Source organism: Clostridium sp. SM-530-WT-3G, assembly GCF_012843905.1.
In the GTDB taxonomy this organism is placed as follows: Bacteria; Bacillota; Clostridia; order Clostridiales; family Clostridiaceae; genus Clostridium.
The window spans coordinates 59,242-77,097 of sequence record NZ_JABAGC010000008.1; the positions used below are offsets into that span (position 1 = coordinate 59,242).

Annotated in this window: 18 protein-coding genes; 4 read left to right on the forward strand and 14 right to left on the reverse strand. The window is 27.6% G+C overall.

Annotated elements, in window-relative coordinates:
• Positions 1-73 precede the first annotated feature (73 nt).
• Both HF850_RS05130 and HF850_RS05135 read right to left on the reverse strand, forming a co-directional pair.
• Positions 74-826 carry a hypothetical protein gene (locus HF850_RS05130; protein WP_169104401.1) on the reverse strand — a complete coding sequence of 251 codons (753 nt, stop codon included), beginning with the start codon at positions 824-826 and terminating at the stop codon, positions 74-76.
• A gap of 109 nt (positions 827-935) precedes the next feature.
• Positions 936-1,805 carry a radical SAM/SPASM domain-containing protein gene (locus tag HF850_RS05135; RefSeq protein WP_169104402.1) on the reverse strand — a complete coding sequence of 290 codons (870 nt, stop codon included), beginning with the start codon at positions 1,803-1,805 and terminating at the stop codon, positions 936-938.
• Between the two features lie 170 nt (positions 1,806-1,975).
• Between HF850_RS05135 and glgB the strand changes: the two genes are divergently transcribed.
• Entirely contained in the window at positions 1,976-3,808 is a 1,833-nt protein-coding gene (glgB, locus tag HF850_RS05140; protein WP_169104403.1) for a 1,4-alpha-glucan branching protein GlgB, read from the forward strand.
• 164 nt (positions 3,809-3,972) lie between these two features.
• Here glgB and HF850_RS05145 read toward each other — a convergent pair whose 3' ends face one another.
• Positions 3,973-4,176 carry a hypothetical protein gene (locus HF850_RS05145; protein WP_169104404.1) on the reverse strand — a complete coding sequence of 68 codons (204 nt, stop codon included), beginning with the start codon at positions 4,174-4,176 and terminating at the stop codon, positions 3,973-3,975.
• Positions 4,177-4,688: 512 nt separating this feature from the next.
• Between HF850_RS05145 and HF850_RS05150 the strand changes: the two genes are divergently transcribed.
• Positions 4,689-5,216, forward strand: a complete 528-nt coding sequence (locus tag HF850_RS05150; RefSeq protein WP_169104405.1) for a DUF6512 family protein — start codon at positions 4,689-4,691, stop codon at positions 5,214-5,216.
• A 104-nt stretch (positions 5,217-5,320) separates the two neighbouring features.
• Here HF850_RS05150 and fliB read toward each other — a convergent pair whose 3' ends face one another.
• From fliB to HF850_RS05175, 6 genes are all read right to left on the reverse strand, one after another.
• Positions 5,321-6,544, reverse strand: a complete 1,224-nt coding sequence (gene fliB / locus HF850_RS05155) for a flagellin lysine-N-methylase (RefSeq protein ID WP_169104406.1) — start codon at positions 6,542-6,544, stop codon at positions 5,321-5,323.
• A gap of 284 nt (positions 6,545-6,828) precedes the next feature.
• Positions 6,829-6,963 carry a hypothetical protein gene (locus HF850_RS16005; RefSeq protein WP_279285830.1) on the reverse strand — a complete coding sequence of 45 codons (135 nt, stop codon included), beginning with the start codon at positions 6,961-6,963 and terminating at the stop codon, positions 6,829-6,831.
• Positions 6,964-7,107: 144 nt separating this feature from the next.
• Positions 7,108-7,650: a class I SAM-dependent methyltransferase gene (locus HF850_RS05160; protein ID WP_169104407.1), complete on the reverse strand. Its 543-nt coding sequence runs from the start codon at positions 7,648-7,650 to the stop codon at positions 7,108-7,110.
• Positions 7,651-7,894: 244 nt separating this feature from the next.
• Entirely contained in the window at positions 7,895-8,257 is a 363-nt protein-coding gene (locus HF850_RS05165) for a DUF1304 domain-containing protein (RefSeq protein ID WP_169104408.1), read from the reverse strand.
• Between the two features lie 92 nt (positions 8,258-8,349).
• A complete protein-coding gene (locus HF850_RS05170) occupies positions 8,350-9,822 on the reverse strand; it encodes an MFS transporter (protein ID WP_169104441.1) in 1,473 nt (490 codons plus the stop codon).
• Positions 9,822-10,244 (reverse strand): MarR family transcriptional regulator, encoded by a 423-nt coding sequence (locus HF850_RS05175; RefSeq protein ID WP_169104442.1) that lies wholly within the window; start codon positions 10,242-10,244, stop codon positions 9,822-9,824. The genes HF850_RS05170 and HF850_RS05175 overlap by 1 nt, the downstream gene beginning before the upstream one ends.
• A 252-nt stretch (positions 10,245-10,496) precedes the next feature.
• On the opposite strand from HF850_RS05175, the gene HF850_RS05180 reads away from it, so the two are divergent.
• On the forward strand, positions 10,497-11,111 hold the full coding sequence (locus tag HF850_RS05180) for a hypothetical protein (protein ID WP_169104409.1): 615 nt from the start codon (positions 10,497-10,499) through the stop codon (positions 11,109-11,111).
• 78 nt (positions 11,112-11,189) lie between these two features.
• Here the strand turns inward: HF850_RS05180 and HF850_RS05185 are convergent, their stop codons facing one another.
• From HF850_RS05185 to HF850_RS05205, 5 genes are all read right to left on the reverse strand, one after another.
• On the reverse strand, positions 11,190-11,336 hold the full coding sequence (locus tag HF850_RS05185) for a hypothetical protein (RefSeq protein ID WP_169104410.1): 147 nt from the start codon (positions 11,334-11,336) through the stop codon (positions 11,190-11,192).
• A gap of 50 nt (positions 11,337-11,386) precedes the next feature.
• Positions 11,387-13,297 (reverse strand): threonine--tRNA ligase, encoded by a 1,911-nt coding sequence (gene thrS / locus HF850_RS05190; protein WP_169104411.1) that lies wholly within the window; start codon positions 13,295-13,297, stop codon positions 11,387-11,389.
• Between the two features lie 663 nt (positions 13,298-13,960).
• On the reverse strand, positions 13,961-15,241 hold the full coding sequence (gene serS / locus HF850_RS05195) for a serine--tRNA ligase (protein WP_169104412.1): 1,281 nt from the start codon (positions 15,239-15,241) through the stop codon (positions 13,961-13,963).
• 495 nt (positions 15,242-15,736) lie between these two features.
• Positions 15,737-16,159, reverse strand: a complete 423-nt coding sequence (locus HF850_RS05200) for a cytidine deaminase (RefSeq protein ID WP_169104413.1) — start codon at positions 16,157-16,159, stop codon at positions 15,737-15,739.
• Between the two features lie 260 nt (positions 16,160-16,419).
• Positions 16,420-17,346: a flavodoxin family protein gene (locus tag HF850_RS05205; RefSeq protein WP_169104414.1), complete on the reverse strand. Its 927-nt coding sequence runs from the start codon at positions 17,344-17,346 to the stop codon at positions 16,420-16,422.
• A 32-nt stretch (positions 17,347-17,378) separates the two neighbouring features.
• Here HF850_RS05205 and HF850_RS05210 point away from each other — a divergent pair, with 32 nt between their 5' ends.
• On the forward strand, positions 17,379-17,762 hold the full coding sequence (locus HF850_RS05210; protein ID WP_169104415.1) for a hypothetical protein: 384 nt from the start codon (positions 17,379-17,381) through the stop codon (positions 17,760-17,762).
• Positions 17,763-17,856 lie beyond the last annotated feature (94 nt).

Sequence of the window (17,856 nt, forward strand, 5' to 3'; positions counted from 1 at the left end):
ATCGATTCGCATACGCTCACTGAGTACTCATAGAGTAAGTTCTACTATCCAAAAGCAAGTTTTGGAGTATCACTTAATACATAGAAAATGTATGTTTTATTGATTGTATAAATATATTAGAAACCACTTTAAAGCCATTCTTAAAATACAGAACAATATTTATAACCAATGTAAATGCTATTAGTTCAATATAGTATAATACAACACTTACAAAACTATCTAAGCCTATAATTTTTGAAGTTATACTTTTAAAGTCTACAACCACATGACCTGTAAAATATGTAATGGCAAAAATCAATACACAAAATGTAATAAGTCCCTTTAATGTTCCTTTTAAATCAGCATGACTTGGTGCTATTCCACTTACAAGAACAATAAATAATCCTAATGTAATTAATCCACTCTTTGAAAATATAGTACTTGGCAGCATTATTCTATAAAGATCACTTAAATTACATTTTAAAACATACCTACATTCAATAAACATAAATAAAGGAATATTTATAAGTGCAGGTGCTATAGAAATAAAAAATTTCTTTATTCCAATAACAAATGGAATTTTGCTTGATACATTTGTTTTAACATATCCTGGTTCATTTCCTGTTGGAAATAATTTTACATGCTCAACTTGAGAAAAACATACTAATGCAACAATTAAATGAGCTAGTTCATGTGCAGGGGTACTTATCCCGTAAATAAGTTTTGATAAAAATCTATTTATATAGCTTAATGAATTTTGAAATAAAGATTGTATTAACCTAAGTGCATAATAATATATAAAATACAATAACAAAAATGCCCCAACTGCATTTATTGCTAACCCCATAAAATCACCTCTTCCATATCAACAACAAAAGTAACTAAAATAATATAGTATACAACAAATCTATAGATTTTAGGCGAAAGTTCTCCCTCAAAAAACTTTCAACTAAATATTATCTTACTCTATTAATAAATCCACATCTCTTACAAAGATCTTCAACTGCTTTTCGTCCTGAAAATCCATCATATATTGCTTTGGCTCTTTCACCATTTATTATTTCTTCTAAATCCTGCTCAAATATATTTCCTAAAGGTATACTTCCTTCACTATCTAAGCAACATGGTACCACTGTTCCATCTACTAATACTCCTATTTGATCTCTTAATCCATAGCAGAATGCTCTCTCTCCTATTTCTTCTATCTTTAGAGATGGCCATGCAAATTTTTGTCCCATATTTAAATACACTCTATCTCTTAGCTTAAATGTATTCTTTTCCTTTAATACTTCCCTTATATCATCACTAACATCAAACTTTTCTTCTAATAACTTAAATATATCTACATTCATATTATTACGTGCCTTATATTTCATATCAAGATTCCATAATCTGAGTGTACATATAATTCCTGTATTCTCATTAGCTTCTTTTACAAAATCTACAATATTATTTATATAATCATTAAAATCTACATCATTATCATTTGCTTCAAAGCTATGAAGTGAAAAATTAATCTGTCTTAAGGCTTTTGATTTTAAAAGAATATCTTTTACTTCGTTAATTAAAGTTCCATTGGTAGTTATGTTAACTTTTAAATCATACTCTTCACATATATTTAAAAATATTTCAAGGTTTTTATTTAAAAATGGTTCTCCCATTAAATGGAAATAAACATGATCTGTATAAGGCTTAATACTTTTTATTATTTTTTCAAATGCTTCTCTTTCCATAAACTTAAGCTTTCTTGATGTCTTTGGGCAAAAATCACAGCTTAAATTACATATATTAGTAATTTCAATATAAACCTTTTTAAATTTTCTCATCCGCTATTCTCCTAATAATTTATTCTCTTTTGAATTCATATTAAAGTATATCTTTTCATAATAATCTTTGCAACTTTACTTAATTTTTATATAAATTAGATTATATATTTTATTAGTCTCTTATTTTTTGGTAAAATATAGGTGTAAATAATTTATAAAAGAGGTATAGAATGATTGATGAAAATAAAATCCAAAATTATCTTAATGGTAATTCTCTAGATTCTTATTACACCTTTGGAGCACATTTTACTAATGAATACAATCAATATGGAGTACGATTTACAGTTTATGCTCCTAATGCAGAAAAAGTAATGCTTGTAGGCAGCTTTAATGACTGGGAAGGATATGACATGCACAAACTTTCTTCAGGAGTATGGACAATATTTGCAAAAGACATTCCTGAACTATCCCTTTACAAATATAGAATTATTACTAAAGACAATGAAATCATTGATAAAATAGACCCATTTGCTTTTTATAGTGAATTGCGACCTAATACAGCTTCTAAAGTATACAATATCGATAATTTTCCTTGGTCTGATTATCAATGGATGAAAGAAAGAACAAAAAATTTCAATTCTCCCATGAACATTTACGAAATCCACCTTGGATCATGGAAAAAGAAAAACGACTCATCTAAAGAAGATACTACTTTTTATTCCTACAATGAACTAAGCGAAATGATTATACCTTATGTAAAAGAAATGGGATATACCCATATAGAACTACTTCCTATAACTGAATACCCATATGATGGCTCATGGGGATATCAATCCAGCGGATATTTTTCGCCAACAAGCAGATACGGTACTCCAAAGGAATTTATGAATTTCATAAATACATGTCATAACAATAATATTGGAGTAATAATGGATATAGTTCCAGGACACCACGTAAAAGATGGAGCTTCACTATATAAATATGATGGCAGTTATGTATATGAAAATGATGATGAATCTTTGAGATTTACAGAATGGGATACAGCTTTATTTGATTTTTCAAAGCCTCATGTAGTAAGTTATATTAAATCTTCCTTAGATTTCTGGTTAACTTATTATCATATTGATGGATTAAGATACGATGCTGTTTCAACATTAATATATCATGGAGGAGATGCAAATAAAGGTATAAACGAACCTGCATTATGGTTTTTAAGAAATACAAATTATGCTTTGCAGAATAAACATAAGACAGCAATGCTTATTGCTGAAGATTCATCAACATATGTAAAAGTTACTGCACCTGTAATCTATGGCGGTGTAGGTTTTGATTACAAATGGAATTTTGGGTGGATGCATGATACCTTGGAGTATTTCTCACTTTCTCCAGCAGACAGAGAAAATTCAAGATATAAAATAACATTTTCATTTGATTATTTTTATAATGAAATTTTTCTTCTTCCTATATCCCATGATGAAGTTTCTCACTTTAAGTGTTCTGTAATTAATAGAATGTATGGAACATATGATGAAAAATTTGATAATTTAAAATGCTTCTATCTTTTTATGATAACCCACCCTGGAAAAAAGCTTAACTTTATGGGTAATGAACTTGGACAGTTCGATGTATGGAATGACCATGATGAGCTTGACTGGAATCTACTTGAATACCAAAAACATAAATACTTTTGTGACTATATTAAAGAACTTCACTCAATCTATTTATCAGAAAGCAGTCTATTTCAAAATGATTACAATGCTCTAAGCTTTAAATGGGTTCAAGTAGATGAATATAATAATTGTATATTTTCCTACTACAGAAATGATCTGAATGGCAATCTGCTTTATGTAATAATAAATCTTTCAAATCATAGCTTTGATAAAATAAACATGCGAGTAGATTATCCTGGAAAATACATTGAAATTTTAAATACTGATGATAGTAAATTTGATGGTTCTGGAAATACTAATAGTATATTAACTGCTGGTATTGATTCTTATGGGCACTATCTAAATTTTAGTATAAGTCCTTTATCAGGTATAATTTTTAAATATTTAAAATAATTCAGATTTAATTTATATAAGAGAGTGCGCTTTTATTTATGAGGCACAACAAAAGGCAGATTAAGAATTTATATTTCATTCTGCCTCATAGTTTCGTATCTTTACAAACGTTTTCAAGATTAGTAATAGAATACTTTAAATATTTTAAATTCTGCATTAATTTCTCATTTAACCTTCTGCTTTAATCCAATCTCCTTATTTTTAAATATCTTTTTATGGTCCTCAATTAATTTATCTCTTTTCTCCTCCATATAATCACTAACCTCACAAAAACAGTAAAGTGCAAGCAATACCCCTAATGCTATACCACTCACTAGCAAAATAGCAATTAATGCATTAATTGAATTACCTAGATTAGTAATAATCATAAAATTATCCCCTTATCCATTAATTTATGTGGAGTGAACATTAATTTTACCTTAAATCTTCCCACACTGTATTATATGAAATTAATTCTTTGTTATTTCCAAATTTATAATAAATCTTAATTTTTTATTTTATATTTCTTAATTTTTAATAATAGATACATAACAAAAAGGCAGATGAATTAATCATCTGCCTTTGCTTAGTAACTGATTTTAACGTTGTCCGCCAACATGGTACGCCCTCAAGTCGTACTTTGCTTCCGGGATTTTTTTCGTTGCCCGTCACCAACTGTATATGCATTACCATATACTCAACTGCCGGATTGAAAGTGTCAGTTCACTAAGATAAATAAGAACCTTTATCTTGTTTATATTATACTCCTTTGTGAAAATGTTTGCAACTATTTTAAAAATTTTCTGACAATTATCCTTTTATTTAAAAAATTATACTCCATCATAATACAAAATTAACAGAATATATTATTAGTGATATAAATAAATCAGGAGATAATATTATGTCTATTAATTTAAAACGAGATGAAAAATTTATACTTCTAGGTATTCCTTTCATTTTTTTATTATCAGTTCCTCTTCATTTTGCTTATGATTTTAGTGGTAAATTGCCTATTGTAGGTATATTCACTCCTGTAAATGAAAGTATTTTTGAGCATTTAAAATTATCTTTTTATCCAATGCTTTTATGGTGGTTCATAAGTTTTTTAATTCTTTCAAAAAAGCAGAAAATATCAGTTCCAAAATGGTTTAATGCATGTGTTTTTTCATTAATATCTGCACCAATAATAATTACTGCTTTATACTATATTAACACTGGAGCATTTGGATTACATTCATTAGCACTAGATATATTTTCATTATTCTTTGCAGTACTTATAGGCCAAATTATAGGTCTTCATATATATAAACATAAAGATGCTAATATATATGATTTGTATACTGCTATTTCGATTATTTTTGTTATAATTCTTTTATTTACGTTTTTTACTTTCTGTCCTCCTAATTATCCGATATTTATATCTAAGTAAAAAAATATCAATAAAAAATAAATGCGAACTAATTTAATTGCCACCACAATTATCAGCTCGCATTTTATATATTTTAATCAAAAATTTTATTACTTCAATTAATATTATAAGATTAACATTTTTGCAAATTCCATATTGTCATAACCATTTTCTATTATATAATCAAGAACTTCAAGCATATAATTCTTGTCATGCTCTATTGCCTTTGAAAATACCTGTACAAATTTCACAATATCATCTTTACTTTCATGTTTATTATTCATGTATTTACCTGCCAAGTAGAATTTCATAAATGAATATCTAACTAAAAGCATTATATAGCCTTCAAACATTGAATCACTTTCTGAAAATGGGAATAAATTATTGTAAATAAAATTAATAATATAATTTTCAAATATATAATTGTATTTATCTATATATTTTTCATTATATAATTCAAATGCATCTATATACTTATGAGGATTTTCTGCTAAATCCTCCTTATCCTTTATATCAAGACCTTGTAATAATTCTCTTGTAGCTTCTTTAAACTTTTCACTATCTATTTCTTCAAGAATATTAAGTGAATCAACTACATTCTTAAAGAATGAAATTTGAAGTATATAATTTAAACTATTCTTTTCATATTCTGATGCAACTTCTTTTATATTATAATTATCAATGAATTCTAATACATTACTGCAGTCATATTCACATTCCTCTTCAAGTGCATATAAGAAATCTCCTAGTACATACATTCTTTCATTTAATGTATATTCTCTGTTTTTCATTAAATCAAGGCAGAACTTTCTGATTTCTTTAAAATATCTTAAAGGATGATCTTCATACTCCTTCTGTTTTGTATCTATTGTACCTGAAATTATGTATTTATTTATGCTCTCATCATTTTGAGCAAATTCAATTCCCTCTTCTTTATTTAATATTATTCTGGCAGCCTCAGGACATGCAATATCAAGAGATATTTCAAACTGTCCATCTACTTTATTCATAACTCTTGGGAAATGAGTACAAACATTTGAAAGATAATCTTCTCCTAGTTTTGAATAAATTATGCAGTAATTACATTGATCTAAGAAAGGACATCTTTTATCTGCATTAAGCTTTATCTTTCCATAATCTATTTCAGCATCTGTATAATCAGGATTATTATGAACATTTTTATGAAACATTTCTCTCATTTCATCATTATCAACCTTATGATATTTTCTAAAACTCTGTTTATCTATATCTATATCCCATCCAATACAGCAGCTATCTTCACATTTTCCACCGATACATTCAAATTCTTTAAAATATAATGGGTATTTTAAGTTTATCTTTTTCTTCATCTCGTCTTCCTCTTAATAAATTTATAAATATAATTAAATTTTTTCTCTACTTCTCAGTCATTCTTTTTATATTATATAAAATAATATGTAATATCACAAAACCATATCAGTATTTATTTTATCTTTATCTATAAGAACTTTATCACATCTAATTCTTATTTAATAAAACCCACTTATTAGTATATACATCCTTCAATGAAACTGCAAAATATAAAGCAATAAAATCTTTTAAAATTCTATTGCTTTAAAGTTAAGCTTATTGTTATTCAGATTAATTTAAATAGTCACTTTTTAATCTTACATTCTCCTAAACACTGAACTAAAGCTGAAACAATGCAGGATACCCTTATAACAACTAAACCAATACCACAAACCAATACTGCATCAAAAATAGTTTTAGGATTAAAATTACCAATCATATTAAAATCCCCTTTATCAATTATTTTATGCAGTCATATCTTAAAAGCTCTTTTGTTTTACTTCTAATATATTATATGATTTATGACATTTTTTCTTTACAATTTTTTATTTTTGTTTTTAAGAATTTTGTGATTTATCATATATCACTTCTTCTCTATTATAAGAAGTATAGGTGAAGATTCACTTCTATTTAAGAAGCAATGTTCCATAACTCCATATTTATTTTTAGGGAGTTCTTTTACATAATCTATAATTATGTTTTCCTCTATCTTTCCTTCAGCATGTCCTCTATAAACAGCTATAGACATTATTCCTCCACTTTTAAGCATTTCTAATCCATCTTTTATACTCTTTAACGAGCTTTCATGCATAGTTGTAATTTCCTTACTTCCTCCTGGTAAAAACCCAAGGTTATACATTATACAATCTGGATTTTCAACAACATACTTCTTTATATATTCATGTGAATCATTAATAACCTGTACATTTTCCTTATCTTTTTCCTTATATGAATCACATGCACATTCTTGAATATCAAATGCATATACTTTTTTAAAATTCTCACTAAGGAAATCTGTATCGTGTCCGTTTCCTAGTGTTGCATCCACTGCAATATCTTTATTTTCTAAAAATTTATCTATTATATAATGAGAAATCTCACTTATATCTCCTACATATTTGAACAATTTTATCACCTCAAGATAAATTTTAGTTCAAGTTTTTACTACTTTCAATCTAATTACAAATAATAATACTTATTCTACTCAAACCTAATAAACTTTTCTAAATTATTCTGTAAAATTCCTATTGTATCCGTATTTGTATTAGTATGAAAATAAATAAAAAGCTATATTAAATTAATATAAAAGTAATAATTTAATACAGCTTAATAACACTTTAATATTTAGCTTTATATTCTTTGCAATCTAATTATTTTATTATAATACAAGATATCATTGTTAAAATAGCTAACCCTCCTTGCATTAAAATAATTTTAGGATTACTAGTAATACTTCCATATAATGCAACTAAAATAATATACCCCATGAGTAACATAACTGCAATTTTGCTTGCAAATATAAATACTGAGATTAAAATTAGTACTGCAATTAATCCATTATAAACACCTTGATTTTTCAATAAAACATTCACTGTTTTTTCCTGTAATTCTTCCCCTGAAATCTGAAATACTTTTGATGTTTTCTCAGATGAAGTAGCAAATGTCTCTAAGTACATAATATAAAAAAATTCTAATGCAACTAATATTGCTAGAACCTTTGTAATAATTGACATAATAACATCTCCTTTTTCTATTATTTTTTCAATAACTTTAATTTATACTCATACTATACAAAAATATTTTTTAAATATTAGTATATCTTTAATTAAGATAAACAATCTCCAGATTTTTTATTAATTGTATTTACAGTATCATCACTATTTGTATCTTTCTTGTCTTTAGAATATCTGTGCATCCTGTAAAATGTTAATAATGAACCAACTATACAAATACTTGCCGCTACAATGAACACCCATCTCATTCCGTATATAAATACATCATCTCTACCTTCAACAAAATTTGTAACTCTATATCCTATCTTCGCGCTCATTCTTGTATACAAAAGTGTTGTTGATAAGGCTATTCCTGTAGACATCCCCACATTTCTAACTAATGCATTAATACTTCCAGCAACACCAAGTTTATTCTTAGGTACAGTAGACATTACTAATGAATTATTAGGAGATTGGAATATTCCCATTCCCAATGCCATTACAGCAATAAATATAACCATTAATATTTCACTAGTATTTTCATTAAATGTTCCAATAAGAAGTAACCCAACAGCTGCTATAACAAGCCCTATAAAGGTTAAGAATTCTGATCCAATCTTATCAGAAAGACTTCCACTCATAGGTGCAACAAGAACCATAATCAATGGATAAGACATTAGAATAAATCCTGCTTTTTGTGGTGAAAATCCCATTAAGTCCTGAAGATAAAATGGAATGATTATGTTATACGAGAATATTGCCACAAAGCTTATAAATCCACAGAAAATACTTATAGAAAACAACTTATTCTTAAATATTTCAAGTTCTATAAGAGGTGAATTTATCTTTTTTTCTACAATTAAAAATGCAATAAAACATACTGTTGCAACTGCAAATCCAGTCAATATAAGTGGTGATGTAAATCCCATATTAATTCCTTCATTAAGAGAAATAAATAGAGGTATTATTGTAAAAATAAATAAAACAGAACCTATAATATCAATTTTTTCAGTATTAACTTTATTAGACTTAGGTAAAAGCTTAACTGCAAACAATAATGTTACTATACCTATTGGAATATTGATCAAGAATATGAATTCCCAACTAAATACACCTACAATAAATCCTCCAAGACCTGGACCTACAAGTGAACCAAGTGCAACAGCTGTACCATTAAGTCCTAATGCCTTTCCCCTTTCATTTGCTGGAAATACTTCTGTAATTATTCCTTGATTATTTGCCATAGTACCTGCAGCTCCAATAGCCTGAACAACTCTTGCAAATATCAGTAATATAAATGAATTTGTTATTCCACATAAAAGGGAACCAATAGTAAATAATAAAAGGCCTATTTTAAATATTTTTGTCTTTCCAAACATATCTCCTAAACGGCCAAATATTAAAATAACAGCTGAAATAGTAACAAGATAGCTTACAACTACAAGCTGTATCTTTGAAGTAGTGACTCCTAATTTTTGAGCCATATTAGGTAATGCAACATTAACAATACTAGCATCTAAAGCTGACATAAAAGTAGCTATAATTATTATTAAAAATATAGTCCATTTTTTAGTTTTATTTTCTATCATAAAGTATTTTCTCCATTTCTTAAAATTTTACTTTTTTCAAAAATACTCTTTAAAGCATTTATAGTTATTCTTTTTTCATCTTCAGTCAAATCTTTAGTTAGAAAATCTATAATTTCATTAATTTCTTTATGTACCAAAGGTAATATTTCTTTACCCTTATCTGTTAAGTAAAGCTTGTATGCCCTGCCATCCTTTTCGTCCTGAACTTTATATATAACCCCATCTTCAATAAGCTTATTTATTGTCCTTGCTGACATAGCTCTATCATTTCCAATATCTCTACTTATCTGTATCTGACTTATCCCCTCATTTTTAGAAAGTGCCAGTAGATATGCAAAAGAACCACTACTTAAGTTATACTTTTTAAATCTTCTACTCAGATAACTCTCTTTATACCTGTAAGTCTTACTAATATACATTAATAACTCCTCCATAAATGTTCCTCCTCATAATAATTGATAGTCAACTATATATTAATTTTTTATAGTTGATTAGTCAATTATATTTTAAACAACAACTTTAAATTTATTCATATCTAATATTTTACGTTTACTTTATACTATTTAAATTTTAGCTTCAATACTAATGTAAAATATTGTATAATAATATATATAATTGTTTTCCTAAAATAAAATAAATAATCAGTAATTAATAAATAAAGAGGTGTACTTATGTATGAAAAATCAGTAAAAGAAAATTTATCCACTATGAATTTTAAAGAAAAATTCAGTTATCTTTTATATTATTACAAATTCCATTTAATCGGCATTCTTATTGCTGTACTTGTAGTTGGAAGTTTTATATATAGTGAAATAAATAAAAAAGACATATATTTAAATGTAGCATACATAGGATCTTCCATATCTACAGAAACATATGAAGATGTAAGTAATAACTTAAATGCATCACTTTTACCAGACAATGAATCAAGTATTGTTGAATTTAATATATATGACTTATCAAACACTGCTACTCTAACTAAATTTCAAGCTTCTCTTGCTGCCAAAGAATTAGATTTAGCTATAGTAAATAAAAATTTCTTTAATGAAAATTATGAAAATGAATTCTTTTTAGATTTGAATTCAATAGATAATTTTTCATCCTTAAATATAGATGAAAATGCACTTATTAAAAAAGATAATAATATATATGGAATAAAAATAGATAATCTAAAAATATTCAATGAATTAAATACCCCAAACAGCAATAATTTTTTAGTAGTTATTTCAAATTCAAAAAATAGTACAAAGCTTATAGATCTTTTAAATGCTTGTGGTATAAATTAATTTTTCAGCTTAGCCAAATATAAAAATAAACCTTAAAAATATGAATTATTCCATACTTAAGGTTTATTTTTATTAATTTTATTTAATTCTTTCCTGAATATATGAACGTACAAATTTTCGTATTTGATCAAATTCTTTATTTACTTTATCATCCTGTGATTTAAATTCCATAAATTTATATAAATCACCCTGCTCATCTGCTATTTTTATACTTTCTTTATACACAAGTCCAAATATAAGAGATATATTACCTTAATCCTCTGTTATTATACAGCTTACATATCTTTATTAGCTACTTCTTTAGAAATTCTATCTACTAATTCTTTAACTGTAGTGCTTCCTTCATCACCATTTTCTCTACTTCTTAAAGCAACAGTCTTATCATTTTCTTCTTTTTCACCTATTATAAGCATGTAAGGAACTCTTTCATTTCTAGCTTCTCTTATCTTATAACCAATCTTTTCGCTTCTATGGTCAATTTCTACTCTTATATCTTGTTGTTCTAATTCTTCCTTAACTTTTTCTGCATAATCTGCAAACTTATCAGAAATAGGCAATATCTTAACTTGAACTGGTGCTAACCATGTTGGGAATTTACCTGCAAAGTGTTCTATAAGTATTCCTATAAATCTTTCTATACTTCCGAAAATAACTCTGTGGATAACTATTGGTCTATGTTTTTCACCATCTTTACCGATATATTCAAGTTCAAATCTTTGTGGTAATTGGAAATCTAATTGTATAGTACCACATTGCCATGTTCTTCCTATACTATCTTCAAGATGGAAGTCTATCTTAGGTCCATAGAATGCTCCATCCCCTTCATTTACAACATAGTGTAATCCTAATTCTTCAAGGGCTCCTCTTAATGACTCTTCAGCCATACTCCATTCTTCATCAGTTCCCATTGAATCTTCTGGTCTTGTAGAAAGCTCTACATGATATTTAAATCCAAATTTAGAATATACCTTGTCAATAAGTTCTACTACACCCTTGATTTCAGATTTAACTTGTTCTGGAAGCATGAATATATGTGCATCATCTTGAGTAAATGCTCTTACTCTGAAAAGTCCATGAAGTGCACCTGAAAGTTCGTGTCTATGAACTCTTCCTAATTCCCCTACTCTCATTGGGAAATCTCTGTATGAGTGGATTTCAGTTTTATATACAAGCATTCCACCTGGACAGTTCATTGGTTTTAAAGCAAATTCTTCATCATCTATCATTGATGTATACATGTTTTCTTTGTAGTGATCCCAATGTCCTGAAGTTTCCCAAAGATGTTTGTTAAGCATAATTGGTGTTTCTACTTCAACATAGCCTGCTTCTCTATGAAGCTTTCTCCAGAAATCAATTAAGTTATTTTTAAGAACAACGCCATTTGGAAGCATGAATGGGAATCCTGGCCCTTCAGGTAATATAGTGAATAATTTCAATTCCTTACCTAATTTTCTGTGGTCTCTTTTCTTAGCTTCTTCCATGTTATGAAGATAAGTAGCTAATACATCCTTATCTTTAAATGCTACTGCATATATTCTTTGTAGCATTTTATTCTTTTCGTTTCCTCTCCAGTATGCACCTGCTACTGAAGTAAGTTTAAATGCTCTTGCATATTTTGTTGAAGGTATATGTGGTCCTCTACATAAATCAACATAATCTCCTTGAACATATAAAGAAATTCTTTCACCTTCTGGAAGATCATTAATTAATTCTATTTTATATTTTTCTCCTCTTTCTTCCATTAATTTAAGAGCTTCTTCTCTTGAAAGGTCTCTTCTTTCAAATTCTAAGTTTTCAGCTATTATTTTATCCATTTCCTTTTCAATCTTGCTAAGATCTTCTGTAGTTAATGGAGTTTCTAAATCAAAATCATAATAGAATCCATTCTCTATATGTGGGCCTATTGCTAATTTTGCATCTGGGTAAATTCTTTGAACTGCTTGGGCCATTATGTGAGCAAGAGAATGTCTCATAACTTCTAATGCTTTTTCATCTTCTAAAGTTAAAATATTTACTTCATCACCTTCATTTAATTTATGTGATAGATCAACAAGCTTTCCATTTACTTCTCCTACTATTGCTTTCTTTCCTAAATTTCTGCTTATAGATTCAGCTAAATCATGAACTGATGAATTATCTTTTATTGATTTTATAGATCCATCTTTAAGTTTTACATTAATACTCATTTAAATCTTCCTCTCTAATTAAGCTATTCCAGCTTGTTTTAGTTTTTATAAATTTTCATAAATTAATATAATTACAACAAATATTTAATTAAGAATTAAAGACTAATAGTCCATAGTGATAGAAAAAAAAGCATCCATCCCAATCTCTTGGGACGAATGCTTTACTTCCGTGGTTCCACCCAAATTAAATTAAAAATTTAATTCATCTCTCTATTTTTAACGGCTTTCGCCGATGACATTTCACTTTTACTTTGTATAAAATGATTAATTTATAGAAAATAATTAATCACAAAGTTAATCAGTCATAGCTCCAGGGTAGTTTTTCTTATAGGCATATTTAAAAATGCTTTCAGCTTATAACATTTTCTCTCTGAAAACTGTATTCTATAATACTTTTCCCTTTCTATGCTTATTTATATTTAATTCTTAATTAAATATCAAAAAGTGTTTTATTATTGCTTCACTTCATGTCTATATATTAAACCTATAAATTTAAAATTGCAACTTTTTCTTATAATTTATTTAGTTAAATTTATGTAAACACTCAAACTATTCTGTTACAAAAACTGCAGCAATTTCAAATTAATTTTTGAAACTACTGCAGTTTAAATGCATTATCTTAATAATAAATATTAAATTTATTAGAGTCTTCAAAAATAGAGACTATTTTATTACACTCTTTCCACCCATGTATGGTCTTAATGCTTCTGGAATATTGATGCTTCCATCTTCATTTAAGTTATTTTCAAGGAAAGCTATAAGCATTCTTGGTGGAGCAACAACTGTGTTGTTTAATGTATGAGGGAAATATTTCTTTCCATCTTCTCCATTTACTCTAATCTTTAATCTTCTAGCTTGAGCATCTGAAAGATTTGAGCAGCTTCCTACTTCGAAGTATTTCTTTTGTCTTGGAGACCAAGCTTCAACGTCAAGAGATTTAACCTTAAGGTCAGCTAAATCACCTGAACAACATTCAAGAGTTCTTACTGGAATATCTAATGATCTAAATAAATCAACTGTATTCTTCCATAATTTATCGAACCATTCTTTACTTTCTTCTGGTTTACATACAACAATCATTTCTTGTTTTTCGAATTGGTGTATTCTGTAAACTCCTCTTTCTTCAATTCCGTGAGAACCTTTTTCTTTTCTGAAACATGGTGAGTAACTTGTTAATGTTTGTGGTAAAGTTTTTTCATCAACTATAGTATCTATGAATTTACCTATCATTGAGTGTTCACTTGTTCCTATTAAGTATAAATCTTCACCTTCGATTTTATACATCATTTCTCCCATTTCTTCAAAGCTCATAACGCCTGTAACAACGCTGCTTCTTATCATAAATGGAGGGATAACATATGTAAATCCTCTGTCTATCATAAAGTCTCTAGCATATGAAATTACTGCTGATTGAAGTCTTGCAATATCTCCCATTAAGTAGTAGAATCCACTTCCTGCTACCTTTCTAGCACTATCAAGATCAATTCCGTTTAATCTTTCCATAATATCTGTATGATATGGTATTTCGAAATCTGGAACTACTGGTTCACCGAATTTTTCAATTTCAACATTTTCGCTATCATCTTTACCTATTGGAACTGATGGATCAATAATGTTTGGAATCTTCATCATTCTTTCTTTAACTTCTTCTTGAAGTTTGCTTTCTTCTGCTTCTAAAGCTGCTAGAGTTTCAGCATCTTTATTAACTTGTTCTTTTAAAGCTTCAGCTTCATCTCTTTTTCCTTGAGCCATTAATGCACCAATTTGTTTAGAAATAGTCTTTCTATTTGATCTTAATGCATCAGCATCAGTTTGAGCTTTTCTTGCTTTCTTATCAAGTTCAATTACTTCATCAACAAGTGGAAGTTTATGATCTTGGAATTTCTTTTTAATATTTTCTTTTACTAGATCTGGATTTTCTCTAACGAATTTTAAATCTAACATGATTACCTCCAAAAAGTTTAAATTATTATCTATCATAATATAAATGTGTATAAAAAAATTCGTCACTATTAAAGCCTTATAAAAGACCAAATAGGACGAATAAATCCGCGTTGCCACCTAAATTGCCAGTAATATAAAAATAAATATAAAATATAATTAAATTATCTTTAATATAGAATATCAATATATACTTAGTTGAATTTCAGAAATAAATTCAACTAAGTATTATTAACTAAATAATATTTTAGTATTATAGTACCGACCTCTTAATATGCTATAAAGGGCATAACCCTTCTGACTCATCGCCAGCAGCTCTAAAAGTGGAAAGACTTATAATAATCATCGATTCACACCACCCATCGACTCTCTGAAGATATTAATAAATCGTAGCTTTTATCTTAACGCCATTTTAATATTATGTATACATAGTATAAAACTATTTTTCATTTTTTACAAGTAATTTTCATTATATTTATAATAATCTCTTTATTTTTTCTATTCTAAATCTTTTCCTGTAAAACCTAAAGGAAGAAGTTCTTCTAAAGTATATTCTAAATAATCATCCTTGCTCTTTCCTAAAAAGATTTTAAATGTTTTGTGATCACAGAATTCTGACATAACTTGTCTACAAACTCCACAAGGTGCACAATATTCTCCTTCACCTTCTTTAATTCCATTCTTATTTCCTACAATAGCTATTGCCACAAAATCTTTCTTTCCCTCAGATACTGCTTTAAAAAAAGCTGTTCTTTCTGCACAATTTGTTGGGGTAAATGCTGCATTTTCAATATTACAACCCTCATATATAGTTCCATCTGCACAAAGAAGTGCTGCACCAACATTAAAGTTAGAGTAAGGAGCATAACTGAATTTTTGTGCTTCAAAAGCCTTTTCTATTAATAATTTTGCATCTATCATCTCTTAATCACCAATCCTTTTATAAATCTACTATAGTACTATTAACTTATAATAGTAGGGATTAGAATTATACCACTATAAAATTAATATGTAAACAATAAATCTAAAGTTTACTAAATAAAATACATATCACCAAAAGTCTTTTTTCTTAAATATATTTGAGATAAACTAATTATTCTATTAGATAATAAAATAAAAAGGATAATAAATTAAATTTTATTAATTCACTATCCTTTAGCATATTTATTTAAATATTACTATTATTTTTCTATTTCAATTGTTGGGAATGTTAAATTCTTATATTTTTCAAATTTTTCTTTAACAGTTGCAAGATTTTCTTCTGTATAGAATCCACCTTGAGTATGAGCTATTTCATCACAATGATGCTCTCTTCCCTTAACATCAGTACGGTCACGGCATAATCCATCTTCTTGAATTACAAATTTCCATTTTCCATCTTCAGTTTGTTCTAAGTTTCCACCTGCTCCACATACTTGACATTCAACAGGGAAATGTAGCCCATCCCATTGAGGTTCTCCTAATATTAAAGCATTTGAGTGACAGTTTGGACACCATCCCATATCTGGATCTCCAAGCCATTCTCTTTTTTCTACAGGTGTATTTAAAGATTTCATTATGTTTTCACCCATTTTATATGCTCTTTCAATCATATCATCATGTAATAAGCATTGCTTTGGCGCTGGAACTCTTTCTGCTAAATACATATATATAACCTTAAAGTCATTTGTAAAGCAAGTAGCTTGCATACTTTCAAGAGCCATAGATTGCCATGAACGAGTAGATCCCCCTACTGCAATAAGCCCAGCTACTCTATCTCTATGTTCAACAGCACCTATAGATTCTAAGAATGCTGATTCATATGCTAGATTTCTATGCATGAATTTTGTAAATGTCGCTGTTGGCATTAAATCATATGTTGGTGCTGAAATAATAACAGCATCTACATTTAACATAACGTCCATTATAGCTTGTTTATCATCTTTACTACTTAATGTACATCCTACATTTTTACCTTGAGTCATTCCATGAGTGCATGCTGTACATCCACTACATTCTTCAATATGATAATCTCTAAGATTAATCATTTTTACATCTGCACCTTGATCTCTACATGCAAGTAAAGCTTCTTTTAATAATATTTCAGAATGATAATATTTATAGTTCATCACAACCTTTTTTTCACTACGATAATGGCAATATGATTTTTTCTTCAGTTAAAGTCAACGGAATAACTACATCATATATACATGTACAAGAAACAAATAAAAAGCTAAACGTTTCTGATTTAGAACTTGTCAGCACCCTATCAAAAGTTGTTGCAGCATTTTCAGAAAAAGAACATGTTTTCATTTCAAATTCTGGCTTATGTGATGAATATTATCTTATTGATTTGCTTTCTAATAACTTTAATGATATAGAATATATAAAAAACAGACTTAAAAATAGTTCATTCAAACTAAAGGAAAACTTTTTAGTAATATCTATTCCATTTGTATATGAATTTAAAGATTACAAATATAATTTTGCATTAAAAGAACTTATACAATCTGGAAAAAACATATTGAAAAACTTTTGGATATAGATTTAAATTCCTATTCTTATAAATTAAAAATGGCTTTTCAACTATATGATTATATTTATAACCATTAACAATACAACATAAGTATTTTTAAATA